Raw genomic sequence first — 24,821 nt, 5'->3', positions numbered from 1 at the left:
AGATTGAGCTCTAATTTAATAGATGTTAGGATGCCAAATAGGCTTAAAAATTTTAAGGAAAAATAATATGCACCCTGTAATGATGGATTATGATTGGGTACCGCTTTCTACGCAGCCCTACCTACTAGAATGTGATGTTGATTTAGTGAAAGAAGCTTTATATAGCATTCTTCATCCAGTTGCTGAAAACTCAGATACACCCCCAGAGTCTATACAAATAGCACATGCACTTAATAAGTATATCGAAGAATGTAATAACGCTTTTTTGGCCAGTGAACGTATTCGACTTTTTTTATTATTAAGTCTATTGGTTAGTTTGACCATCTCCCTTATTGCGCTGGCTACGCTGCCGGTTAGCACCGTCAGTGTTACTTTAATTTGCATCGTTTCTTTAATATTATTTTCAGTTAATGTTTTTACGTTATTTCATCAAATGAGTGGTTATCAACAAGAAATCGATTGGAACAAACTAAAAACACACTGCTCAGAGTATACAAAAAAATTATATTCTAAACAGAAAATTTCTAGCCCTACCTCTATTTCATGCCTGTTTTCAGCTAAAAAAATCCCACTAAATGACGCGTTGCACAACAACATAAATAACTATCGTTTAAATGATGCTGAAGAGCGACTATCCTCTATCGATGAAGATTCCTATGAAGCTTCGGTCGAATCTAATGGGCGCAGACCTTTAATTTCGCTGACTTAATAGATCCTTCCATACGGAAAAACAAAGACCCTCATCTGCTAATAAATCTAATATCTATAATACACATTGTTTATACTCGGTTTCGTTCGGTGTTTGCAGATTACATACCAGCGCAGGGTAAATGAGATTTGAAAAAATTGAGCTCTCTCGACCAACAGCAAAGAATTTTTTGTATTCCTTTAAATACTGAGTATTTTTTGATAATTGCTTAAGACCATGTTCTAAAGTGCATACTTTACAATCCGCTTGATAGATTTGGTTAAAAGCATACTCTAATTTCCATTTTCCTTCCTGCAATGGATAATAATAAGTGAAATAATTCTTAAGCACATAATGCTGTGGATCGTAATAATAAACTTTATACGCAGGATTATTACCTACCACCGGACTAATGGATGGCGTAGCACTTATCACGACATTATTGGCAACCCCATTAAATTGCAGTAACTGTGCCCAATCCACATGTAAATGCGCAGGTAAGATCGCCATAATATGCGGAGCAGAACATTTAAGTAAATGCAGAAACTGATCGATATAGCGCGACTGCCAAAGTCCGAGTGCTGCAACAGGAATGTCGCGACTAATACTTGCTTCGGCAAGATTAGGTATATGTAATGCAATTAAAGCTTTGCTTTGGGTAGGGTCTAATAAGGCTAGTTGTTTTTTTAGCCAATTTAATTCGCGTTGTGCCTCTTGATCCATACCTACACCCCGAGTAGAGAAAAACGCGGTATTCAGTACAATTAAGCGCAATCTCTTTTGCGTACTCTTCATGCTTGGTATATCTAAGGCGTAATATCCCCCTGCAGTAAAATCCTTTTGCATCTCCTCACGATCTTTTTTATTCTGAATTAACTTAGACCATATAGGTGCGATATTTTTATAAAATACCGGTTGCGAACTATAGTGTTCGGCATAACTATCATTATTCCCAACAACCATATAGACATTGGTATCAGGAAAAGCCGCAGCCAATTCTTTGGTAATAAATTGCATGGTTTTATCAATAAAGTGTTGTAGGCCTTTTTCTGAAGTGTCGCCGGTATAATGTTGGTAATTTTTTTTATAATCATGACTGAGGAAGTCACCTAACACTAAAACGAACTGTAAATGCTGCTGCTGAGCGATTTTTTTTAGCTCATTCAAGGTCGATTTAAACAATACATAATTGGTATCTTCTTTATACCGAGCTGCCTGGGTGTCATATGCGGCGAGAATTTTTGGCCATGCTGCTGTGGGAGCCACTACCAGCTTATTAATGAGCGGACAGGCTTTACTGCGCTTATTACAAGTATAAAACGGATTAAAATGGATATCTGCAACGCTAACAAAACTAGCGTTCGCTGTAGCAGGTAAAAAGTTTGGCGTAGCAGCAGCTATGTCAACAGGAAAAATTGTTGAAATCACTATCAACACATAAGCAAAAAAGGCAATTTTTTTTAAAGCGTGTATCTGCATAATTTTATATTTATTAAATTTAAGTCATTTACAAGCCACATTTTTATCCAAGGTTTTCACCGAAAAATTTAAGCTTTTATTACCTTGATATTACGCCCTCTAAATAAAAAAGAAAACCATTTTTTAATTTTAAGGTTATAATTTAATTAAAATTTTACAGTGAGTAAATTAAAATGTTGCCGTTAAAAAAGCTAACAAAAAATTGACCTAATTCTTTGCTACCTTATTCGGATACATTAAATGAGGCAGAGCTAAGGAATGTTAATTTTCGATAAGTGTCTTAAATTTTATGATTTTGATTAAAATAATATAAAAAAAGTTTAGTTGGAATTAACTAACACCTTCAACTTGAAAAAGAATTGAGTAAAAATCGCGAAGTAGACTTAAAAAATACTTGCAATGCGGAGGAAGAAAATCATAAAAAAACATCCCCGTTTCAATTTGAAAAATTATTTAAACCGGTTATATCGAATGAATCTAATGATAAAACTGTATTTGTAGAAAAAGCAAATGAAATAAATAATACGCACTTAGACAATAATCTTATAACCTCACAATGCATTAGTATTTCAAATCCTTTGCATGGCATTAATCAGCCTACGCTTTACAAACTAACAACGCTTAAAATAGACTAAAGCGTCAATATTCAACATTCTCTACGAGCGACTGATATGCATAAATGGATGGTAAAGCAAGGTTTTATGTTTCTTGTTATTGTTTTATTCAATCAATCCGCGATTGCTAAAGATGTTTGTGCCTGCCATCCCTCCATCGATTCGCAAAGTCGGCAGTTTATTATTGCCTATGGCTCACTGATGGAAAGCAATTCCAAAAAAGCCACCGATAATCGCAGCGGTGAAAATAAACCGGTTTGGGTTGAACACTATCAACGTGGCTGGTTTTCTAAAGGTTTATCCGATGGATTTAGTACCACTTACTTAGGCGTGATTAAAAGTAAACATGCACATTTTAATGGTACTATCTTCAACTTACCCGCTGCCAATTCATTCAGAAATTATGACGCGCGAGAAAAATATTACTGTCGCGTCTTGGTTACGCCACGCGATATTCACTTATTAACGGGGAAAAAATTACCGCGCGGACAATTTTGGATCTATGAATTAAAGCCTGAATTACTCGCTCCACCCTCCGCTACTTATCCCATTGTCGAATCTTACGTCGATATTTTTTTAGCCGGCTGTTTAGAGATTGAGGAAAAGTATCATTTAAGAAATTTTGCTACGGCTTGTGTCAACACCACCAGTGATTGGTCACTGCATTGGGTTAACGATAGAATTTATCCGCGCCGACCTAGTCTGTATCAGCCTCGAGCCGCAACCATCGATAAACTGCTGCAACAACAAATACCGCAATTTTTTCAGCAAATAAAATTAGAATCTTAATTATTAATTAAGCGATCGCTTCAGTAAAGAGAGACGTTGATGACGTACCAACGCTAATTCGATTAAATGCGTCAATAATTGTTGATAGGATAGACTCGATGCCTCCCATAATTTGGGATACATACTGATCTGTGTAAATCCCGGGATAGTATTCAGCTCATTGAAATAGATTTTTTGCGATTGTTTTTCAATAAAAAAATCTATCCTAGCCATTCCCGAACAATCTAAGCAGTTAAATATTTTAATGGCTAGATTCTTTAATTGTTGCAATTGACCTTCCTGCAGTGCAGCTGGAATAATCAATTCTGCACCCTTAGGATCCAAATATTTGGCTTCATAAGAATAAAATTCATGACTAGGGATAATCTCACCCACATTACTCACTAAAGGGTCCGCCCCCCATTGCAGATTCTCTAATACCGCCGTTTCAATTTCACGGATTTCCAATGCTTGCTCAAGCAATATCTTGGTACTATAAGTGAAGGCCATCGCTATGGCATCGGCTAGTTCATTTGGTTTTTTTACTTTAGTAATACCCAAACTTGAACCCACATTCGCGGGTTTAACAAACAGAGGATAGCGTATTTTTTGTTCAATGTTTTGTATCAGTTGCTGTTTTTTAATCGCCCAAACACCCGAATTAAAGCTTAAAAAAGGCATGACTGGAATATCTGCTGCATTGGCTAAGCGTTTGGTCACATCTTTATCCATGCCGATGGCCGAACCTAATACATCCGCACCCACATAAGGCAAACCTAATACTTCCAATAAACCTTGTATGGTGCCATCTTCACCAAAAGTTCCATGTAATACGGGGAAAACAACGTCAACTGGATGTTTTTTATCGCGGCTTAGTTCTACTAAACTATGCAAATACTGCGCATTTTCAGTTTTTAACACTATCGTGTCATTTAAATATAAGTGTTGCATTTCATTGATAAAACAAGCGCCTTGTTTATCAATGCCGATGGGGGTAATGGTAAATTTATTTTTATCTAAATTTTTAATCACTGAAGCTGCGGATAACAACGAAACTTCATGTTCCGCCGATCGACCACCATACAGAACCGCCACTTTAATCTTTGAATTTTCTTTTAAGGACATAAAAGCTCATACACAATAATAAAAGTTCATTATAAAGCCTAATAAAGCTTAATTAAAGCCATCCTGAAAACCTTAAGCAGCTTTACCTTATAACGTCGATCATCAAAACATAAGTCGAGTATTGTTTGCTAAAAATCAATCTATATAGAATTTAATTAAAAGGATTTTTGACAATTTTTTTAAATTATAAAATAGGTCATATTTTTTGAGCCTATTATTCATAGACGGACTAATGATCATGTTAGTATGATAAAAAAGATTTCATGTTCAGGAGATTATTTATGAAATATTATGCTGCTTTTTTAGAAGAATTTGAACCTGTTGAAGAAAAAATAACTTCCTTTTTATTTAACATAATCCTTAAAAATTTAGAGAAAAATAAAAAAAAATCAAAATCTATCCGGATCGATAATGTTAATGAAAAAATTTGGCTGAAAGAAAAATTACTTTTTCATTTCAATAAGCAGACACGATTATTAGAAACAGAATCTGTTCAGACATGCAAAGCGGAGATGATAAAATTTTGTGAGTTATTTCCATACGCCGGATGTAGTGATTTTTTTAAAAATTTAAACTTTGCTAGCTCTGAAACAGAAGCGCTGATGTTAAGTGATAATGGACTTTTATTCTCACAAAGCATGAGGGTCCATAACAGTAAACGTAGCAAAAATCTTGCTTTATTCAATGGCATTGTAAGCCCAAGCTTTGCGATGCAACAAATTTTAATGCATAATTCAGGCTTGGTACTCGGAAATGTCCATAACGATGCCTCCTCTTATGCTACGCTCATCAGTTTACTTCCTACCTGTAAGTCTCAAGAAATAAAAATTCTTTATCTAGAGCTACCTTACTCCATTTTTTCACCCTTATTTGAAGATTTTAATCAGCAAAAATCTGATCATAGACTTATCATCAGTGAAATAAAGAAAGGAGCGAATAAGCTTTATCAAGATAAAACTTTTCTGAATAAATTTGGAAAATTGTTATTAAGAGCAAGAGAGCAGCAGATTAAACTCCAAGCTTGTGATGTTAATTCGTTAAATTTTATCAATCAATCTGAACTGATATTAGATGAAAAACATCGGCTCAATGTAGGAAATGCTTGTATGATAAGAAGCATCGAGGCACTACAATTTCAGCAAAAACATCCTAAATTTCTATTGTTAGTAGGATTAGCTCATGCGCCCACTATAGCCCATGAATTAGGCGTACCCTCCTGCTATATTGGTGACAAGAAAACTATACAAGACTTTTCAGATCTAGCTCGGATAGTGGATTATGAATTTTTTGCCGACAATGCTAGCTTCCATGCTCCAAAATCCAACTTTTTCATGAAGATCCCTCCTCAATTAGATCAAACGAGCGATCCTAAAATTAATGAAATAATAAACCATTGGCATGAACTCATTAAAATAATACCACGATTTACATCGATTACGGCGAGCGAAATTAAAGCCGCAAGAGAGGTATATATAGAATATATCTTGGAAAAATCACATATTCATAAACGCGAAATTTCTGATATTTGCAAAACCCAGCAATCGCTCATAATCGAATCATTGACGCAGGCTATTTACAGTAAATCTATCGAGTTAGCACATCCTAAAAACTGGTATCCATTATTTTATTGTCAACGTCCGTATGGCATTCGATTGGCCGAAGGCGAAGCAAATGCGTTTACCGTAACTCATTTATATGATAATGAAACAATAAAAACTGAAGAAAATTTGGGGAAGTTACATTATCACTAACCCCGTTTAAAACTTTAATTTGAGCCATGAGAATTTTGAGGTACATTAGAAATCGCGTTTTGATGATCAGCGACTTTTTCTCTTACGTCTTTCCATAATGATTTTAATGGCTTTGGCACTTCAATTTTTTAAGCAAATTATCAAAGTCTTAAACGTAAGCAGACTCGACTCAAATATTTCTCGAAGTTAATAAAAAAGTTAAGTTAATGGTAAAACTACGCATAAAAGACAAAGATAAATAAAAGCTTTGCTATCCATTTAAGTTACGTTTAATAATCAATACTGTTCAAGTATGATAAATCTTCTTAACTTAGCTCTCAGGAGAAAAAAATGCCAAAAAAACATCAAGCATCCGAAAATATTCCGCTTTCACCATCAACACCGGTGACCGCTTATGGCAGTACTGCTATAAATTCCCAAACTAACAGCCTAGAAAATATAGCTAATCCCATTAACCAAAGTATCGAAAATACTGATAGAACAGATTCAAATGTCTATGCTAATTTTTTTAGGCAAAAATTTAGAGAAGATTTTCCTGATGAATTTAACTTTTCAATTGGATTAGCAGGTGGAAGTATGAATGCATTTAGATTTTAATTCATAAATGGCCGCGCCCACTTTGTGAGCGCGCCACGACACCAATTATATATTTTTCGCAATTAAATTTTTGGCCAGGCGCTGCGAAATGAGCCAAACTATTATAATAATCAAGTCTGTTGCTTTAGTTCGAGGCGAATTGTTTTTGAGTAGCGGAGTGTACTGGAAAGTACATGAGTACCGCAAACAAGCATTCAACAAAGAAGTAAACAAAAAGACGCTGATTATATACTCAAAGGAATTGTATTTTTGTCAAGGCGCCGCGAAAACGGAGCAACCGGAGTGTATTAATAATACATGAGGATTGCGAGTTGAGTGGCAACACAGACAAAAGTTCAATTGCGAAGAGTATAAAGAAAAAACCCGCGGTTAAGCGGGTTTTTTGGTTACACAGTAGCCTGGCGATGCCCTACTTTCCCATGGGGGAACCCCAAAGTATCATTGGCGCAGAGTAGTTTCACGTCTGAGTTCGGAATGGGATCAGGTGGGACCTACTCGCTAAGGTCGCCAGGCGTTCTTTTAATTTCCGTCATGGCGAGCTCACGTTAGTGAGCGTGGCCATCTAGTTGGATTGCCGCGCGCTACGCGCTCGCAATGACGAGGATTTCTGCCCTCGCATTGACGGAAATAATTCTTAAATAATGCTTATCAAAACAAAAAAATCTGTAAGAAAAATGTTGTGTGGATATGCTTTATTCAGCTCCAAAGTATATTCCAAAGAATAACCAGTTGGATTCTCAAATCAAGCCACACGGTCAATTAGTATGGGTTAGCTCAATACATTGCTGTACTTACACACCCCACCTATCTACGTCGTCGTCTTCAACGGACCTTTAGGAGGAATAAATCCTCGGGAGATCTTATCTTGAGGGAGGCTTCCCGCTTAGATGCTTTCAGCGGTTATCCTGTCGGTACGTAGCTACCCGGCTATGCTTCTGGCGAAACAACCGGACCACCAGCGGTACCTCCACGCCGGTCCTCTCGTACTAGGCGTAGCTCCTCTCAAATCTCCAGCGCCCACGGCAGATAGGGACCGAACTGTCTCACGACGTTCTGAACCCAGCTCGCGTACCACTTTAAATGGCGAACAGCCATACCCTTGGGACCTGCTTCAGCCCCAGGATGTGATGAGCCGACATCGAGGTGCCAAACACCGCCGTCGATATGAACTCTTGGGCGGTATCAGCCTGTTATCCCCGGCGTACCTTTTATTCGTTAAGCGATGGCCCTTCCATTCGGAACCACCGGATCACTATGACCTGCTTTCGCACCTGCTCGACGTGTTTGTCTCGCAGTCAAGCACCCTTGTGCCATTACACGCAATGCGCGATGTCCGACCGCGCTGAGGGTACCTTCGTGCTCCTCCGTTACTCTTTAGGAGGAGACCGCCCCAGTCAAACTACCCACCATACACTGTCCCCAAACCCGTTAAGGGCCCTAGGTTAGAACTTCAACTTTAACAGGGTGGTATTTCACCGGTCGGCTCCACGAATTCTAGCGAACTCGCTTCATCGCCTCCCACCTATTCTACACAGTTAAATTCAAAGTCCAGTGTAAAGCTGTAGTAAAGGTGCACGGGGTCTTTCCGTCTTGCCGCGGGTACGCTGCATCTTCACAGCGATTTCAATTTCACTGAGCCTTGGGTGGAGACAGTGTGGCTGTCGTTACGCCATTCGTGCAGGTCGGAACTTACCCGACAAGGAATTTCGCTACCTTAGGACCGTTATAGTTACGGCCGCCGTTTACCGGGGCTTCGATCCGCAGCTTCACCTGCGCTGACATGACTTTTGATCTTTCTCTTCGAATTATTCTTTTCTCTAATTCAATTTCAAAAGCCATCTCAGCGCAAGTTAACCACTTCAATTAACCTTCCGGCACCGGGCAGGCGTCACACCCTATACTTCCTCTTTCGAGTTCGCAGAGTGCTGTGTTTTTGGTAAACAGTCGCAACCACCTGATTATTTCAACCTCCCTCAGCTTTTGGGGTAAACCCAATCACCAAAAAAGGTGCACCTTCTCCCGAAGTTACGGTGCCAATTTGCCTAGTTCCTTCACCCAAGTTGTCTCATCGCCTTAGTATTCTCTACCTGTCCACCTGTGTCGGTTTGCGGTACGGTTCCTATAGACCTGAAGTTTAGAGAGTTTTCCTGGAAGCAGGGCATCAATTACTTCATCGTTAACCGAGGTTAACAACTCGTCATCACGCCTCGAGATTAACGAACCTCCGGATTTTCCTAGAGATTCTCTCTACACGTTTAAACCGGAACTACCAGTCTCCGGCTAACCTAGCCTTCTTCGTCCTCCCATCACAGTCTATAAAAGTACAGGAATTTTAACCTGTTTCCCATCGACTACGCGTTTCCGCCTCGCCTTAGGGGCCGACTCACCCTGCGTCGATTACCGTTGCGCAGGAATCCTGGGACTTTCGGCGTGCGGGGTTTTCACCCGCATTATCGTTACTCATGTCAGCATTCGCACTTCGGATACCTCCAGCAACCTTTACAAGTCACCTTCAACGGCTTACCGAACGCTCCTCTACCACATCATTAATTCGTAAATCAATGACATTCACTGCTTCAGTATTAGGTTTGAGCCCCGTTCATTCTTCCGCGCAGACCGATTCGACCAGTGAGCTATTACGCTTTCTTTAAAGGATGGCTGCTTCTAAGCCAACCTCCTGGCTGTTTAAACCTTTCCACTACGTTTCACACTTAACCTAACTTTTGGGACTTTAGCAGGTGATCTGGGTTGTTTCCCTTTTCACGACGGACGTTAGCACCCGCCGTGTGTCTCCCGTGCATCACGTCCTAGGTATTCGAAGTTTGCATCGGCTCAGTAAGTCGGGATGACCCCCTTACCGAAACAGTGCTCTACCCCCTAGTCGTTAACACGAGGCGCTACCTCAATAGCTTTCGAGGAGAACCAGCTATCTCCGAGCTTGTTTAGCCTTTCACTCCTAGCCACACCTCATCCCCATCTTTTGCAACAGATGTGGGTTCGGGCCTCCACTTAGTGTTACCCAAGCTTCACCCTGGACATGGCTAGCTCGCTCGGTTTCGGGTCGACTCCTAGCGACTCAACGCCCTATTCAGACTCGGTTTCCCTTCGCCTACCCTATTCGGTTAAGCTTGCCACTAAAAGTCACTCGCTGACCCATTATACAAAAGGTACGCAGTCACTCCGCACTTTAATTACTCTGTGTACTATCTAAGACAATAATCTTTAATTTTGTTTTTTATTATTATCCTAATAGTCTTCTTTATTTTTCAGTTTCATATCTCTATTAACTGGTCTACAAAGTAATTTAAGTGCGGAGCTCCTACTGCTTGTACGCAGACGGTTTCAGGTTCTATTTCACTCCCCTCACCGGGGTTCTTTTCGCCTTTCCCTCACGGTACTGGTTCACTATCGGTCAGTCGAGAGTATTTAGCCTTGGAGGATGGTCCCCCCATCTTCAAACAGGATTTCTCGTGTCCCGCCCTACTTGTTTTCACGTTTAGTCTCATTAACAGATTTTCGCCGACGGGGCTTTCACCCTCTATGGCAGGCCTTTCCAGACCTTTTGGCTAACCTATTAACTAGCTCGTGAAGGCTCTTCCACGTTCGCTCGCCGCTACTTGCAGAATCTCATTTGATTTCTTTTCCTCGAGGTACTTAGATGTTTCAGTTCCCTCGGTTCGCTTTGTTAACCTATGTATTCAGTTAACAATGACCTATATAAAATAGATCGGGTTTCCCCATTCAGATATCTCCGGATCAAAGCTTGTTTGCCAGCTCCCCGAAGCTTTTCGCAGGCTTCCACGTCTTTCGTCGCCTTCGACTGCCAAGGCATTCACCTTCTGCGCTTCATTACTTGATCTGAGAACCCAACTCGTTACTCTTATCGGTGAACAATCTTCGTCTTTTAATTTATTTTTTCGTTGGACTTACTTTTCGAATGCTCATGTACTTTCCAGTACACTGCGCTTCTCAAAGCGCGCCCGCCTCGAACTAAATTAAAATACTTGATTTTCTAGATCAGCTTTTATTTCACTTTTTTAAGAGAAACATAAAAACTTCTCGCCAACTTAAGTGTAAAGCTTGCAAGCTTTGACTCGTTGGATTCCTCTCTTTCTGGTTCTTTTCGCTGAATGCAACATACCCTGAAATTGTTATAAAACAACTTCATTATTTCATTCTTGGAAGATCATAAAAAAATGTTACTTCTTTTATATCTTCGCGCCTTCTTACAGATTTCTGTTTTGTTAATGAACTTCTCTATAGTCGCCTAAGACGACTACGATCTCCTTTTTTACCTTCCTGGCTTCTTATTATTTTTTCCTACTCTTCCTTATATTCTAAAATTCTTTATGGGCCTGTATTCTTGGTGGAGCCAGTCGGGATCGAACCGACGACCCTCGGCTTGCAAAGCCGATGCTCTCCCAGCTGAGCTATGGCCCCTCATACTTTAGGAAGCTTGTCTTTTACTCCATCTCTGCGTTAAAAGCTTGTCTGCGGTACTCATGCACTTCGCAGTGCACTTCGTTCCTCGGCAATCTTTCGCCTTGAACTCGAATAAAATTCTTCGCTTCTCTAGTTCTGCACCCAAAAGACTTTTTTAATTTAGTCTTAAGCTGGTGGGTCTGGGTGGACTTGAACCACCGACCCCACGCTTATCAAGCGTGTGCTCTAACCAACTGAGCTACAGACCCCAAACACCTTTAACTTCGGTCTATTCTGCGTGTGCTCCTTTCTTCGCTACGCATTCCTGCTTCGCTCGAAAGCCAACCCTGCGCTCCTGCTCCGGGCGTTCGCAAGGAAAAAGCTTTGCTTTTTCTTTTCTTGCTCACCCAACTGAGCTACAGACCCTTAATCTTGTAAGGCCTTCGTCTTTTGTTTTATTTCTTCGTTGAACTTGCTTTTCGAATGCTCATGTACTTTCCAGTACACTCTGCTTCTCAAAGCGCGTCCGCCTTGAACTAAAACAAAATACTTGGCCTGCTAATTCAGTTATTTCTTTATTCTCTTATAGCCAAAAAGAATCCGAAGATTCATTTTGTAAGAGTAAGCAATGTGTGTGAGCGCTTAGGCGTTTAGGGTTTATTATTGTCTTATTTTCATAAGGAGGTGATCCAGCCGCAGGTTCCCCTACGGCTACCTTGTTACGACTTCACCCCAGTCATGAATCTTACCGTGGTCGGCGATCCCCTCTTGCGAGGTTAATCTACCGCCTTCTGGTAGAACCCACTCCCATGGTGTGACGGGCGGTGTGTACAAGGCCCGAGAACGTATTCACCGCGACTTGCTGATTCGCGATTACTAGCGATTCCAACTTCATGGAGTCGAGTTGCAGACTCCAATCCGGACTACGAGACGTTTTAAAGGATTGGCTCCCCCTCGCGGGTTGGCTTCCCTCTGTACGCCCCATTGTAGCACGTGTGTAGCCCTACCCATAAAGGCCATGATGACTTGACGTCGTCCCCACCTTCCTCCGGTTTATCACCGGCAGTCTCCCTTAAGTTCCCAGCATAACCTGTTGGCAATAAAGGATAAGGGTTGCGCTCGTTACGGGACTTAACCCAACATCTCACGACACGAGCTGACGACAGCCATGCAGCACCTGTCTCTTGGTTCCTTTCGGCACAAAGGCATCTCTGCCTTCTTCCAAGGATGTCAAGGGTAGGTAAGGTTCTTCGGGTTGCATCGAATTAAACCACATGCTCCACCGCTTGTGCGGGCCCCCGTCAATTCCTTTGAGTTTTAACCTTGCGGCCGTACTCCCCAGGCGGAGAACTTAACGCGTTAGCTTCGCTACGTCATGCAGAGATTGCTCCCTACACATCACAGCCAGTTCTCATCGTTTACTGCGTGGACTACCAGGGTATCTAATCCTGTTTGCTCCCCACGCCTTCGCGCCTCAGTGTCAGTTAAGATCCAGGTTGTCGCCTTCGCCACTGATGTTCTTTCCGATATCTACGCATTTCACCGCTACACCGGAAATTCCACAACCCTCTATCTCACTCGAGTCGACCCGTTTTCGACGCAATTCCCAGGTTAAGCCCGGGGATTTCACATCAAACCTAGTCAACCACCTACACGCCCTTTACGCCCAGTCATTCTGATTAACGCTTGCACCCTCTGTATTACCGCGGCTGCTGGCACAGAGTTAGCCGGTGCTTATTCTGCGGGTACCGTCACAGCAATGAGTTATTCGCTCATTACCTTTCTTCCCCACCTAAAGTGCTTTACAACCCGAAGGCCTTCTTCACACACGCGGTATCGCTGGATCAGGGTTTCCCCCATTGTCCAAGATTCCCCACTGCTGCCTCCCGTAGGAGTCTGGGCCGTGTCTCAGTCCCAGTGTGGCTGGTCATCCTCTCAGACCAGCTACGGATCGTCGCCTTGGTAGGCTCTTACCCCACCAACTAGCTAATCCGACGTAGGCTCACCCCAGAGCGCAAGGCCTTGCGGTCCCCTGCTTTTGATCTCTCGATATCATGTGGTATTAGCCCGAGTTTCCTCGGGTTATCCCACGCTCCAGGACAGATTCCTACGCATTACTCACCCGTCCGCCACTCGCCACCCATAAAGACCGAAATCTTTACTGTGCTGCCGTTCGACTTGCATGTGTTAGGCATACCGCCAGCGTTCAATCTGAGCCAGGATCAAACTCTTCACTTTTTTGTTTAATCCCGTCTCACTCAAATTATGATCTCTCACAATCTCAGCGCTCGGTTTGCTAATACTTATAACTATCAAAATTGCTTCTAATAGCCCTCATATCGGCTCTTGCCAAGCGCCCACACACTTTGCTTACTGCTTTACTTTGTTAATGAACTTTAAGATATTTTTAGATGCTTTATAGCTCTTACACTACTTCAACTCTAACTCTTCTCTCCACTCCCTCAAGCCAAAAACTCAAGAGCTCGCGAATTCTACCTCATACATTTTTTCTGTCAAGCGTTAAAAAATTTTTTAACTGTTTTGTTAGAAAAAACTAAGTAACTTGAAATAAGTTTCGTGTCTAAAGAAATTTATTTGCTTTTATACTGTAGAATAAGCCTATTATAACATTATTTAGTAAAAAAATTAACCATTATTAATGCTAATTTTACTATTTATAAAATCAAGCAGTTTACAAAACATTATCCGAAGTTTTGCAAATTGAGTTAAACAATTATAGAAAGGCATGGTGTGCGTATGTCTAAATTGTCGCGCACGTAAGATGCTTGCAATGACGAGAGTTTGCAACGGTGCACGCGAGACAAGGAATACTACACACGCGCGCAATGACGGGTTTGCTACACATTCGCAATGATGAGAGTTGCTTGTCTAACAGGAGCAAAAGAACGGCGATGAATTGGACTAGGGCCTAATTTTTTTAAAGCGAGTAAATGTTGCTGCGTACCATAACCTTTATGTTGTGCTAAACCATAGCCAGGATATTCTACATCTAGCAAGACCATGCTGGCATCACGATGTACTTTGGCTAATATAGAGGCGGCACTAATGACCGCAACTTTCTCATCGCCTTTAATGATGGCTTTGGTCGAGTAGTCTAACTTAGGACAATGTTTACCATCCACTAACACTAAGCTCGGAATCAACGCTAAAGTAAGAACTGCACGTTGCATAGCGAGTAAACTTGCATGAAAAATATTTAAGCGATCGATTTCTTCCACTTCAGCACGACCTATCGCCCAGGCCTTGGCTTTTTCTTGAATTTTTTCCGCGAGATATTCGCGCTTTTTTGCGGTTAATTGTTTAGAGTCGGCTAAACCTGCAATTGATTTTCTGCTATCCAAGATAACCGCTGCTGCAAACACCGGACCTGCCAAAGGGCCTCGCCCTGCTTCATCAACACCGGCTATACTCTTCGCACTTGAATGCTTTTCCATGAGAACAGAACTTATGGAATTAAAAAATTAAATCACATCGAGAAAAAATTTTACTCACAGTAATTGAGTTTTTGGCAAGTGCCGTGCTCGTGCAGTAATCTATGTATAACAAAGATACATGAGGATTGCGAATTGAGCGGCAACACAGACAAAAATCCAAGTACAGAGTATTTTAAATCGAGTGTGTGTTTAAAATTTTCAATACCGCATCCACTGCTTGTTTACTTGCGTGACAACTTAGTTGTTGATGGAGTACTAAAAATTCTTTTTCTAGTTTACTCACAATATCTGGATTGTTCAAATAATAAAAGAGTGCTTGCGACAAGCTATCAGCGTTAGCTTTTTCTTGAATAAATTCCGGAACCAATAACTTCTTAGCTAATAAATTAGGTAAAGCAATATAATCAACTTTAATTAAAAGTTTTGCCATCCAATAAGATAGTTTACTCATCCTATAAGCAACCACCATTGGTTTTTTTAGTAGCATCGCTTCTAAGGTAGCGGTACCAGAAGCCAACAATACTACATTAGACGCTGCCATGACTTGGCGAGATTTCCCGCGTATCACCTGCAAAGGAAGATCAGGTGTAATTTGATGAGCTAGTTGAAGAAATTGCTGCTCCCTTGCTTGATTTAGCATGGCAACGACAAAAATTAGCTTGGGGTCTTGTTGATAACAACGCAACGCTGTTTGAAGAAATAATTCACCTAAGTAATTAATTTCATTGCGTCGACTGCCGGGCAGTATAGCAACAATGGATGCAGATTCGGGCAAACCTAAGTCTTTACGCGCTGCTAAGCTATCGACAGCGAATGGAATTTCGTCGGCACTAGGATGACCAACAAATTGCACGGGAATTTTATGTTCTTCATAAAAACGTTTTTCAAAGGGAAATAGGCATAACATTAGGTCGACCGCTTTTGCAATTTTTTTTAAGCGCCAGCGACGCCATGCCCAAACGCTAGGACTCACATAATGTATCGTGCGTATGCCATGCTTTTTTAATTTTTTTTCTAAATCTAGATTAAATTCGGGCGCATCAACGCCAATAAACACGTCCGGAGGATTTGAAATAAAATATTCAGTAACTTCCCGCCGACAACGCAGTAGCTGTGGCAACTGTTTCAGGATTTCACCTAAACCCATGACAGACAAGCGTTCCATGGGTAATAAAGAATACGCGCCTTGTTGCTGAAGTTCTGGGCCGGTAATTCCAACAACAATAAATGGGATTTGTCGGCGTTTTAATTCTTTGCAAAGATCCGCAGCCAGCAAGTCGCCTGAGGCCTCGCCAACCACGATGCCAATGCGAAGTGGTAGTTTAACGAATGATGCCACGTTCAGAATTTTTAAGTGCTTCTGCCATGAGTCTCACCTGAGGAGAATTGAACTCCAAAGGCTTTAGTTCTTCTAAGGCTTGTTCAACGGTTAAATTTTTCCGGAAAATTAATTTATACGCACAGCGTAAAATACTAATCGCTTCGTCGGTGAAACCACTTCTTCTTAGACCTTCTTTGTTAAGACCACAAGCACGAGCTTCATGTCCGCCTTCAACCAAAATATAGGGTAATACATTTTGCCTTACCATACTTGAAGCGGCAATAAAACTATGATCGCCAATATGACAAAACTGATGCACGGCACTATAAGCACCTAAGATAGCGTAATCTCCGATGGTCACATGACCAGCCAAAGCCACATTATTAACAAAAATAGCATGATCGCCAATCACACAATCATGTGCAATGTGAGAACCAACCATGAAAAGATTATGGTGACCAATTTTAGTTAAGCTTTTATCTTGTGCGGTACCGCGATTAATCGTGCAATACTCGCGAATAACATTATGATCACCTATCTCTAAGTGGGTTTTTTCTCCTTGATATTTTTTATCCTGCGGATCATCACCGATGGATGAAAAAGAATAAATTTTGTTATGTGCGCCCAAACGCGTGGGACCTTTCAATACAACATGGGGTCCAATAATAGTATTAGGACCTACCTCTACGTCAGGTCCAATAATACTCCAAGGTCCTACACTCACATTAGGGCTTAACTTAGCCGCGGGGTCAACAATTGCCAGCGCATGTATCATGTTAGCATTTTCTCCCAGCACCCATGAGTGTTGCTTCACAAGCCAATTCGTTGTCCACTTTTGCAGTGACTTTACATTTCCAAATATTACCTTTTACCTTTATGACCTCAGCTTCAATTAATAACTGATCGCCGGGCACTACTGGCCGTTTAAAACGTGCATCATCAATACCGGCAAAAAGATATAAAAAACCTTCTTTATTTTCTCTATTAGCATGTAAAGCGAGTATGCCTGTCGCCTGCGCCATCGTTTCTAAAATAAGTACGCCTGGCATAATAGGATTACCGGGAAAATGACCCAAAAAATAAGGTTCATTAACGGTTACATTCTTTATAGCCACTATCGATTTTCCCGGCTCTATTGAAATGACTTTGTCGATCATTAAAATAGGGTAACGCTGCGGTAAATAAGATAGTATTTCTTGGATATCCATAACGTCGCTCATAGTTCTTACCTAAGTTTACTATTTTTTCTATTAATTGATTTATACATTCTTTATTCTGATCTTTTTAATCATTCACTTTTCGTCTTTACGACGCATAAAATATTAATCGTCATTGCGAGCGCGTAGCGCGCGGCAATCCATGGATGGCCACGGCCTTTCGACCTCGCCATGACGCATTAATTTTTACCCGTAATGACTTAATCATTATCGATTGATATATTATTAACCAATGCTTCAGTTTTTCGCAATCTTTTAGCTAATTGATCCAACTGACGAAATCTCACACTATTTTTTTGCCATTCACGCACCGGTTGCGTCGTATGTGTGGAAGAATAAATTCCAGGATGTCGGATAGAATGTACGACACTCGACATGCCAGTAATATAAACATTGTCCACAATTTCTATATGTCCATTGATACAAACTCCACCACCAATCATGCAGTTTTTACCAATATGCGTACTTCCAGCAATGCCTGTGCATCCTGCAATAGCCGTATTTTCGCCTATCGTAACGTTATGGCCTACCTGTATTTGGTTATCTAATTTCACACCATCACCGATGATCGTATCGCCTAGCGCGCCACGATCAATACTGACATTAGCTCCGATTTCGACGTCATGACCTATTTGCACTTTTCCTAATTGAGGAATCTTAACCCATTTATTATTTTCTTTGGCTAAACCAAAACCATCACTACCAATAACGCTACCATTGTGAATAATCACACGCTCGCCTATTTGCGTATCTGCACACACACTCACATGCGATGCTAAACGTGTATTGGCACCAATAACAACATTTTCGCCTATCACACAAGCTGCACCTATCACTACGCCTTCATCTAAACGCGTGTTAGCGCCTATTACAACGTATGGGGCAATACTCACACTAGGGTGAATATGACAATCTTTAGCTATGACAGCCGTTGTATGAATTTCGCGTATGACTTGCGGCAATCGTTCAAATAATTTAGCGACCTTAGCAAATGCAAGATAAGGATCAGCAACGACTAAGGCATTATTCGGAGCATGTTTTAAACTTTCTGCATTTAGAATAACCGCGGAGGCTTGTGTAGCTGCAAGATATTTTAGATAACGTTTATTATCTAAAAAAGAAATTTGCCCTGCCTTTGCGCTTTGCAACGCCATAATGCCGCTGATCAAACAATTCGGATCGCCTTTCAGATCAGCACCGATCAAACGAGCAATTTCTTGTAATGTATGTCGACGCTGCATATTTTACTCTATTTTTTGTTTCAGCAGATAATCAAGCATTTTTAGTTATTGCGAATGCGCAAAATATTAATCGATTGCCGACATGAAATATCACTAGTCATTGCGAGCACCGTAGTGGTGCGACAATCCATGCATTTGCACTATGCACAGACAAAAATTCAAGTGCAAAGAGTAGTTACTCACAGCAGTGGAGCTTTTGTCAAGGCGCCGCGACAGTGAGCAACCGGAGTGTATATACTATACATGAGGATTGCGAAGCTAGCGGCAACACAGACAAAAGCTCCACTGCGAAGAGTACTAAGCTCTTTTTAGCGCATCTAAAATTTGCTGTGTAATATCAAGATTATTTTTAGCATATAAAGTGCTACCTTTTTGAATGACCAAATCATAACCGGATTGCGCCGCTACTTTACTAACCACGCCGTCTAGTTGCTGACTAAAACCGTGTAATGATTCACTTTGTTGTTTAGATAAATCACTTTGAAAAGAAGCAACCATCGACTTAACCTTGTTCTCATCGGTCATGAGCTTATTCTCTAAAGCGCTTCGATCCGCCGCATTCATGACTGCCGCATTTTTTTGTAAATTCTCTGCTTCTTTGCGTAATGCGTTTTGCTCTTTAACGATACTATCTTGTCGACCTTTAAATTGGCGGGTTAATGCTTCATTAATTTTGGCAATCTGTGGAGCCTTTTGTAATACCACTTGCATATCCACGACAGCTAATTTTACTTCTTCTGCTTGAGCCGACACGGTCAGCAGACCTGTCATTAATGTGATGATAGATACTAAGCAAACTTTGTTCATTATCAGCTCCTTAAATAAGCTAAAATTAAAAACCTGTTCCAATATTGAACTGGAAGACTTGGGTTTGATCGCCTGGTTGAGGATTCATGGCCTTCGCTATGCTAAAGCTTAATGTTACATTAAAAACTGGAACTCGCCAATCCACATCTATTCCAGCGGAATAACGGAGGGGCCCTGAGGCAGTGCCGCCCCTAATAACATTAGGCGGATGAGTAACACCTTGAGTCGAATAAGTATTACCCGCATCGACAAAAATACTGGTTCTTAATTTATCAGACACCGGATTAGGCACAATTAAAGCTAGGCTACCGACCGTCATCACATTACCTCCCAGAGGATAACCGTTGGTATCTCTAGGCCCTAAAGAACTGATCTCATAGCCTCTTACTTGACCATCGGTACCGATACCGCCTGCATAATAATTGGTGAAAAAAGGCAATCCAGACGTCGAAGCAAAACCATTACCGTAACCTAAGCTTAGACGACTTTCCAGAATAAAATTATGCTTGAAAGGCAAATAACCTGTTCCGGAGTAATTTGTTTTATAATAGTATAAAGGTTGACCGCCGACCGGCAAGGCAAGTTGTACGTTGGCACTTTGATAAATTCCATTGGTGGGAAATACCAACCGGTCTAAGCTATTTCGTGACCAGCCCAGTGTAAATAAAAATTGATTAAATTGTACACCGTGTTGCGCAACAAATTTTTGCACTTCCAGCGATTGTTGATTAGTAGGTGGCAAATTAAGTTGTAATTTTTGTAAGCCACCTTGTAGCAGTAAGCTATCCCCACGTTCATCAAAAGGAATAACATAATGCAGATCACCACCATAGGTATTCGTATTATAGGTCGTGGTATTCAGATCACCGGGCGTAGATCGCTGATAGAACAGATCATATCCGCGTTGTATGCCATCCAAGGTGTAATAAGGATTATTATAACTAATACTATAAACCGTTGCCGCGCGCGTATTATTGAAATTTAAAGCTAATTGATTCCCGGTTCCGAAAACATTATTTTGATTTAAAGAGGCTCCGACTACCGGTCCGTTGGTACCATAACCTAAACTAAATAAAGCTTGTGCGGCATGCGCTTCATTTATATTGACATCGAGATCCACCTGATCGGTATATCCAGCAATGGGAACCGGTGTTAACTGTGGCTGTCCTTCCAGAAAACCACTGAGATTAAGCTGTCTTATAGATGCCTTCATATCCGATTCTGAAATCACACTGGCTTCTTGTTGGCGCAACAAACGCCGAAATACCAGATCCTGCGTTTTTAGATTGCCGGATATATTGATATGTCGTACATAGACTCGATTACCCGGATCAACATAGAAGGTTAAAAAAACGGTTTTATTTTCTTCATCAACTTGGGGTACGGTATTAACGGTCGCAAAAATATAACCAAAATCACCTAGTGATTTTTTGATACCCTGCTCTGCCGCTACAATTTTTTCACGCGAAAATATCTGGCCACTTTGTAAAGGCACTAATAGTTTATGTAATTTTGTTTGCGAGACGATAGCAGTTCCGGTGAACTGAAAACCACTGAGTTTGTATAGTGGCCCTTCAGTGACATGGATAATAAGATAAACATGTTTCCTATCGGGCGTTAGCGTAGCCTGCGTAGAATCTATTTTAAATTTAAGATAACCCCGATCCATATAATAAGATTGTAAGGCATCTAACGTAGCGGATAATCGATCTTGGCTATATTGATCCGCATTGGTGAAAAAAGACCAAAAGTGATGCGTGCCCAAGGGTAAGGCAGCACGTAATTTTCTTTCGCTAAAAACATGATTACCGACTATGGAAATATCAGCAATTTCTACAGTAAGACCTTCAGAAATAGCAATACGTACCGATACTCGGTTATTAGGCAACGGCGTAATAATAGGTGTTACGCGTGCTGAATATTTACCCATATTGTCATACTGCGTACGCAACTGTGAAACGAAACGATCTAAAGTAGCTTTGTCAAATAAGCGGCCACGAACTAAGCCAATTTTTTTTAAGATTTGCTTTAATTTATCTTTAGGAATTTCTTTATTACCGGTGATGTCGACTTCGCTAATGGTCGGTCTTTCCACCACTTTTATAATCAAGGCATTAGCTTGCTCTTCTAATGTGACATCACTAAAGAATCCGGTCGCATACAGTGCATTGATGACAGCAGATGATTGATAGGATTGAAAAGATTGGCCGGTGCTAACGGGCAAATAACTGAGCACCGTATCACGACTAATGCCTTGGAGACCATCGATCTCTATGCGATTGACGGTAAAAGCTTGCGCAGGCAAAGCAAAGAAAAAAATGATCGATAACGATCCTACTAAAAAAGTTCTCAATAAATGTCGTAACATAGTCGTTATTTTTTAGCCAAAAAAATACGCTTCGCACTGGAATTTCTAGCGGTGTTGCTGCTCAATTTGCAATTCTCATGTATGAAAATACATTCTGGTTGCTTCATTATCGCAGCGTCTTGCCAATCCCATTGCTGTGAGTATATAAAAATAATTTTAACGAAAACTAAACGGTGTGCCTTTATGACACATTCTTAATGGATGATGGACGCTTTTCGCATCATTTTCGCTTCTGAAGCGCTATAATGCTTTAAAATCATCTCTTTAGCAATCTCACGCGCTAAATTATCATCCTCCAATATAATACCTAGATTAGTAACGGGTCGTGAATGAATTTTTTCCAGCACATCCTGATTAAGCTTGGCAATATCAGTAAAATAGATTTTACCGTCTAAAAACGCTTGTACCGCAATTTCATTCGCAGCATTCAGTATTGTTGTCGCTGTCCCACCGATGCGCAGTGCTTGATAAGCTAGGTTTAAACAGGGGTAGCGCTTTTCATCAATCGCTAAAAAATCCAAGCGTGCGACTTTTAATAAATCTAATGAAGTGACTGAGTTGGTAATTCTTTCTGGAAAGGCCAAGGCATAAGAGATAGGGATACGCATATCAGGGCTGCCTAATTGCGCTAACAGGGATCCATCTAAATATTCTACGAATGAATGTACGATACTCTGCGGATGTAACACCACTTCAATTTGCTCGAGTGTAAGGCCAAACAAAAAATAGGCCTCTATGACTTCAAAACCCTTATTCATGAGCGTCGCAGAGTCGACGCTAATTTTGCGTCCCATACGCCAATTCGGATGTTGACAAGCCTGTGTAGGTGTAGTCGCTGACAATTGCTCTAAGGGTTTATGTCGTAAGGCACCGCCCGATGCGGTTAAAATAATTTTCGCCAGACTTTTACAGGCGCTACCGGGTGCAACTTGTCCATGTAAACACTGAAAGATAGCATTATGTTCACTATCTACAGGCACCAATGTAGTTTGCGCGCGTTGTGCTTCTTCTATGAACAAAGAACCTGCCATAACTAAGGCTTCTTTATTCGCCAGCAATATTTGTTTTTTGGCTTTAATAGCGGCTAAGGTCGGTAATAAGCCTGCGGCGCCAACAATAGCGGCCATTACTGTATCCACTTCATCGAGACTGGCAACAAAAGCTAAAGCATCCCTACCGAATAATACTTGGGTTTTTACAGATTCCGCGCGCAAACGTTGCTGCAGGTTTTCACATAAATTTTCACTGCCAACCACGGCATAATTAGGCTTAAATCTTAGACATTGTTGAAATAGTAAATCAATGTTGTAGTGCGCGGTTAAAGCAATCACATTAAAACGCGTTGGATGCTGATTGATAACATCCAAAGTACTAACACCTATCGATCCGGTTGCACCTAAAATAGTTAGCGATTTCATGTTACTAAACCTAACAGTAATAAAGATCCTGTAAACACGGGGGCTGCAGCCAATAAGCTATCGATCCGATCCAGAATTCCACCGTGACCAGGTAATAACTGACCACTATCTTTTAACCCTCGTAGTCGTTTTAGTTGACTTTCAAATAAATCTCCAACCACTGCCGCTAAACCCGTCAATAATACCAATAAACACATTTGCCATAGCGTGGGTTTGATTCCATGGAAAAAATAGAACATAAGCATCGCTGCAAAAAAAGTAAATAATAAACCAATAATAAACCCTTCCCAGGTTTTTTTGGGGCTCAAAGTCGGCGCTAAGAGATGCTGCCCCCATAAACGACCACTGACAAACGCTGCGGTATCGGCTAACCAAATAATCAACAGCATAAACATTAAATAAACCGGTGTCATTTGCAATTTTTGTAGCGCCACCCAACATAAACTAATGATTAACCAACCTAAACCAGCAGTGATCCCAGGACTAATCATTGGCAATAGAGGTTTGCTACCTGCCCAAATTAAATAAACGCTTAGTAAACCCCAAAAAATCAAACCAATTTTTATAAGTCCGGCATAGTCTAAGTAAGGTAAAATAAGAAATAAAATCGCCGCTTGCACGCCTACATATAAGCATCGCTGAGGTACATCTATCCAAGCACTCAAACGTGACCATTCCCAAGCAGCTAGTAACATAATTGCCGCTGTAAATAGCTTAAAATAAAATTCCGATGTATAAAAAATTCCAATTATAACTAAGGGAATCAAAATCAATGCAGTTAAAATTCTAAGTTTAAGCATTTATTTCCGCGAGTTGCTCGCTAGTGCATCCAAATCGCCGTTCTCGTTGCGCATAAAAATGCAAAGCCTTATTTAATTCTTGTTCATCGAAATCAGGCCACAAAGTATCAGTAAAATACAGTTCAGTATAAGCTAATTGCCAGAGTAGAAAATTACTAATTCGATATTCGCCACTGGTGCGGATCAACAGATCTACACCAGGCAAATCAGCCAAACTTAAATAATTAGCAAAGATTTCTCGAGTTAATATCTCACTTTCCAATGTGCCTGACTTAAGTTGATTGATGATTTTCTGAGCAGCCTGGACAATATCCCATTGGCCACTATAATTGACCGCAATGACCAATTGCAGACCGGTATTTTTAGCCGTTAAAGCCTGAGATTTGTCGATCCATTCACGTAATGGCTGATTAAACCGTTCTAGATTACCCACCATTCTTAATTGCACATTGTTCTTAGCTAATTTATCAATTTCGTTTTTTAAGGTATTCAGAAATAAGGTCATTAAATAGTTAACTTCTTGTTCAGGGCGCTGCCAGTTTTCACTACTAAAGGCAAATAAAGTAAGCACTTCAATACCGATTTCGCCACACAGTTTAATCACCTTACGCACCGCTTTCACACCTTCTTGGTGGCCTAGCACCCGAGGTAAATGCCGTTGCTTTGCCCAACGGCCATTGCCATCCATAATAATGGCGATATGGCGTGGACGTTTTAGTTCATGAGTAGTGTCTAGCGTTGACATAGCAA

Annotated in this window: 17 protein-coding genes, 2 tRNA genes and 3 rRNA genes; 5 read left to right on the top strand and 17 right to left on the bottom strand. The window is 40.8% G+C overall.

Going from position 1 to position 24,821, the window contains the following annotated elements:
* Positions 1–67 precede the first annotated feature (67 nt).
* Complete coding sequence (locus tag AAHF87_RS00965; RefSeq protein WP_342146374.1) at positions 68–709, top strand: hypothetical protein; 642 nt, start codon at positions 68–70, stop codon at positions 707–709.
* Between the two features lie 54 nt (positions 710–763).
* On the opposite strand, the gene AAHF87_RS00960 is transcribed toward AAHF87_RS00965, so the two are convergent.
* Positions 764–2,167, bottom strand: a complete 1,404-nt coding sequence (locus AAHF87_RS00960) for a metallophosphoesterase (protein ID WP_342146373.1) — start codon at positions 2,165–2,167, stop codon at positions 764–766.
* Positions 2,168–2,526: 359 nt separating this feature from the next.
* Here AAHF87_RS00960 and AAHF87_RS00955 point away from each other — a divergent pair, with 359 nt between their 5' ends.
* Together AAHF87_RS00955 and AAHF87_RS00950 are read left to right on the top strand one after the other, a co-directional pair.
* Positions 2,527–2,802, top strand: a complete 276-nt coding sequence (locus AAHF87_RS00955; RefSeq protein WP_342146372.1) for a hypothetical protein — start codon at positions 2,527–2,529, stop codon at positions 2,800–2,802.
* Between the two features lie 36 nt (positions 2,803–2,838).
* Positions 2,839–3,570 (top strand): hypothetical protein, encoded by a 732-nt coding sequence (locus AAHF87_RS00950; RefSeq protein ID WP_342146370.1) that lies wholly within the window; start codon positions 2,839–2,841, stop codon positions 3,568–3,570.
* Between the two features lie 3 nt (positions 3,571–3,573).
* Here AAHF87_RS00950 and AAHF87_RS00945 read toward each other — a convergent pair whose 3' ends face one another.
* Positions 3,574–4,674: a D-alanine--D-alanine ligase family protein gene (locus tag AAHF87_RS00945; RefSeq protein ID WP_342146369.1), complete on the bottom strand. Its 1,101-nt coding sequence runs from the start codon at positions 4,672–4,674 to the stop codon at positions 3,574–3,576.
* Positions 4,675–4,955: 281 nt separating this feature from the next.
* Here AAHF87_RS00945 and AAHF87_RS00940 point away from each other — a divergent pair, with 281 nt between their 5' ends.
* Positions 4,956–6,425 (top strand): hypothetical protein, encoded by a 1,470-nt coding sequence (locus AAHF87_RS00940; RefSeq protein WP_342146367.1) that lies wholly within the window; start codon positions 4,956–4,958, stop codon positions 6,423–6,425.
* 330 nt (positions 6,426–6,755) lie between these two features.
* Positions 6,756–7,022, top strand: coding sequence for a hypothetical protein (locus AAHF87_RS00935; protein ID WP_342146365.1), 267 nt, complete (start codon positions 6,756–6,758; stop codon positions 7,020–7,022).
* Between the two features lie 396 nt (positions 7,023–7,418).
* Here the strand turns inward: AAHF87_RS00935 and rrf are convergent.
* From rrf to AAHF87_RS00860, 15 genes are all read right to left on the bottom strand, one after another.
* Positions 7,419–7,534 (bottom strand): 5S ribosomal RNA (rrf, locus tag AAHF87_RS00930).
* A gap of 226 nt (positions 7,535–7,760) precedes the next feature.
* Positions 7,761–10,881, bottom strand: a 23S ribosomal RNA gene (locus AAHF87_RS00925).
* 505 nt (positions 10,882–11,386) lie between these two features.
* Positions 11,387–11,462, bottom strand: a tRNA-Ala gene (locus AAHF87_RS00920).
* Between the two features lie 174 nt (positions 11,463–11,636).
* Positions 11,637–11,713 (bottom strand) — tRNA-Ile (locus AAHF87_RS00915).
* A 408-nt stretch (positions 11,714–12,121) separates the two neighbouring features.
* A 16S ribosomal RNA gene (locus tag AAHF87_RS00910) occupies positions 12,122–13,682 on the bottom strand.
* The 16S, 23S and 5S rRNA genes sit together here with 2 tRNA genes alongside, the layout of an rRNA operon.
* Before the next feature lie 620 nt (positions 13,683–14,302).
* Entirely contained in the window at positions 14,303–14,899 is a 597-nt protein-coding gene (rnhB, locus tag AAHF87_RS00905; RefSeq protein WP_342146364.1) for a ribonuclease HII, read from the bottom strand.
* Between the two features lie 172 nt (positions 14,900–15,071).
* The gene (gene lpxB, locus AAHF87_RS00900) at positions 15,072–16,238 is read right to left on the bottom strand and encodes a lipid-A-disaccharide synthase (RefSeq protein ID WP_342146363.1); all 1,167 of its coding nucleotides are present in this window, start codon (positions 16,236–16,238) and stop codon (positions 15,072–15,074) included.
* Positions 16,222–16,995, bottom strand: a complete 774-nt coding sequence (gene lpxA / locus AAHF87_RS00895) for an acyl-ACP--UDP-N-acetylglucosamine O-acyltransferase (RefSeq protein ID WP_342146362.1) — start codon at positions 16,993–16,995, stop codon at positions 16,222–16,224. The genes lpxB and lpxA overlap by 17 nt, the downstream gene beginning before the upstream one ends.
* Position 16,996: 1 nt before the next feature.
* Positions 16,997–17,440, bottom strand: coding sequence for a 3-hydroxyacyl-ACP dehydratase FabZ (gene fabZ, locus AAHF87_RS00890; protein ID WP_342146361.1), 444 nt, complete (start codon positions 17,438–17,440; stop codon positions 16,997–16,999).
* A 197-nt stretch (positions 17,441–17,637) separates the two neighbouring features.
* Positions 17,638–18,678: a UDP-3-O-(3-hydroxymyristoyl)glucosamine N-acyltransferase gene (gene lpxD, locus AAHF87_RS00885; protein ID WP_342146360.1), complete on the bottom strand. Its 1,041-nt coding sequence runs from the start codon at positions 18,676–18,678 to the stop codon at positions 17,638–17,640.
* Positions 18,679–18,975: 297 nt separating this feature from the next.
* Positions 18,976–19,485, bottom strand: a complete 510-nt coding sequence (locus tag AAHF87_RS00880; RefSeq protein WP_342146359.1) for an OmpH family outer membrane protein — start codon at positions 19,483–19,485, stop codon at positions 18,976–18,978.
* A gap of 25 nt (positions 19,486–19,510) precedes the next feature.
* The gene (gene bamA, locus AAHF87_RS00875; RefSeq protein ID WP_342146357.1) at positions 19,511–21,853 is read right to left on the bottom strand and encodes an outer membrane protein assembly factor BamA; all 2,343 of its coding nucleotides are present in this window, start codon (positions 21,851–21,853) and stop codon (positions 19,511–19,513) included.
* Between the two features lie 194 nt (positions 21,854–22,047).
* Positions 22,048–23,271 (bottom strand): 1-deoxy-D-xylulose-5-phosphate reductoisomerase, encoded by a 1,224-nt coding sequence (ispC, locus tag AAHF87_RS00870; RefSeq protein ID WP_342146356.1) that lies wholly within the window; start codon positions 23,269–23,271, stop codon positions 22,048–22,050.
* Entirely contained in the window at positions 23,268–24,071 is an 804-nt protein-coding gene (locus AAHF87_RS00865; protein ID WP_342146355.1) for a phosphatidate cytidylyltransferase, read from the bottom strand. Before AAHF87_RS00865 ends, ispC begins: the two co-directional genes overlap by 4 nt.
* Positions 24,064–24,816, bottom strand: a complete 753-nt coding sequence (locus AAHF87_RS00860) for an isoprenyl transferase (RefSeq protein ID WP_342146353.1) — start codon at positions 24,814–24,816, stop codon at positions 24,064–24,066. Before AAHF87_RS00860 ends, AAHF87_RS00865 begins: the two co-directional genes overlap by 8 nt.
* Positions 24,817–24,821: the final 5 nt, after the last annotated feature.

The organism is Rickettsiella endosymbiont of Aleochara curtula (assembly GCF_964030935.1).
Classification (GTDB): Bacteria; Pseudomonadota; Gammaproteobacteria; order Diplorickettsiales; family Diplorickettsiaceae; genus Aquirickettsiella.
Note: the sequence above shows the minus strand (reverse complement) of the source record. Positions and strands in the feature narration are given on the sequence as shown.

Excerpts from the sequence above, each read along its gene's own strand:
- fabZ (WP_342146361.1), bottom strand. The coding sequence starts at position 17,440 with ATGAGCGACGTTATGGATATCCAAGAAATACTATCTTATTTACCGCAG.
- AAHF87_RS00935 (WP_342146365.1), top strand. The coding sequence starts at position 6,756 with ATGCCAAAAAAACATCAAGCATCCGAAAATATTCCGCTTTCACCATCA.
- AAHF87_RS00940 (WP_342146367.1), top strand. The coding sequence starts at position 4,956 with ATGAAATATTATGCTGCTTTTTTAGAAGAATTTGAACCTGTTGAAGAA.
- AAHF87_RS00960 (WP_342146373.1), bottom strand. The coding sequence starts at position 2,167 with ATGCAGATACACGCTTTAAAAAAAATTGCCTTTTTTGCTTATGTGTTG.
- AAHF87_RS00860 (WP_342146353.1), bottom strand. The coding sequence starts at position 24,816 with ATGTCAACGCTAGACACTACTCATGAACTAAAACGTCCACGCCATATC.
- ispC (WP_342146356.1), bottom strand. The coding sequence starts at position 23,271 with ATGAAATCGCTAACTATTTTAGGTGCAACCGGATCGATAGGTGTTAGT.
- AAHF87_RS00965 (WP_342146374.1), top strand. The coding sequence starts at position 68 with ATGCACCCTGTAATGATGGATTATGATTGGGTACCGCTTTCTACGCAG.
- rnhB (WP_342146364.1), bottom strand. The coding sequence starts at position 14,899 with ATGGAAAAGCATTCAAGTGCGAAGAGTATAGCCGGTGTTGATGAAGCA.
- lpxA (WP_342146362.1), bottom strand. The coding sequence starts at position 16,995 with ATGATACATGCGCTGGCAATTGTTGACCCCGCGGCTAAGTTAAGCCCT.
- AAHF87_RS00865 (WP_342146355.1), bottom strand. The coding sequence starts at position 24,071 with ATGCTTAAACTTAGAATTTTAACTGCATTGATTTTGATTCCCTTAGTT.
- AAHF87_RS00945 (WP_342146369.1), bottom strand. The coding sequence starts at position 4,674 with ATGTCCTTAAAAGAAAATTCAAAGATTAAAGTGGCGGTTCTGTATGGT.
- AAHF87_RS00950 (WP_342146370.1), top strand. The coding sequence starts at position 2,839 with ATGCATAAATGGATGGTAAAGCAAGGTTTTATGTTTCTTGTTATTGTT.
- lpxD (WP_342146360.1), bottom strand. The coding sequence starts at position 18,678 with ATGCAGCGTCGACATACATTACAAGAAATTGCTCGTTTGATCGGTGCT.
- bamA (WP_342146357.1), bottom strand. The coding sequence starts at position 21,853 with ATGTTACGACATTTATTGAGAACTTTTTTAGTAGGATCGTTATCGATC.
- AAHF87_RS00880 (WP_342146359.1), bottom strand. The coding sequence starts at position 19,485 with ATGAACAAAGTTTGCTTAGTATCTATCATCACATTAATGACAGGTCTG.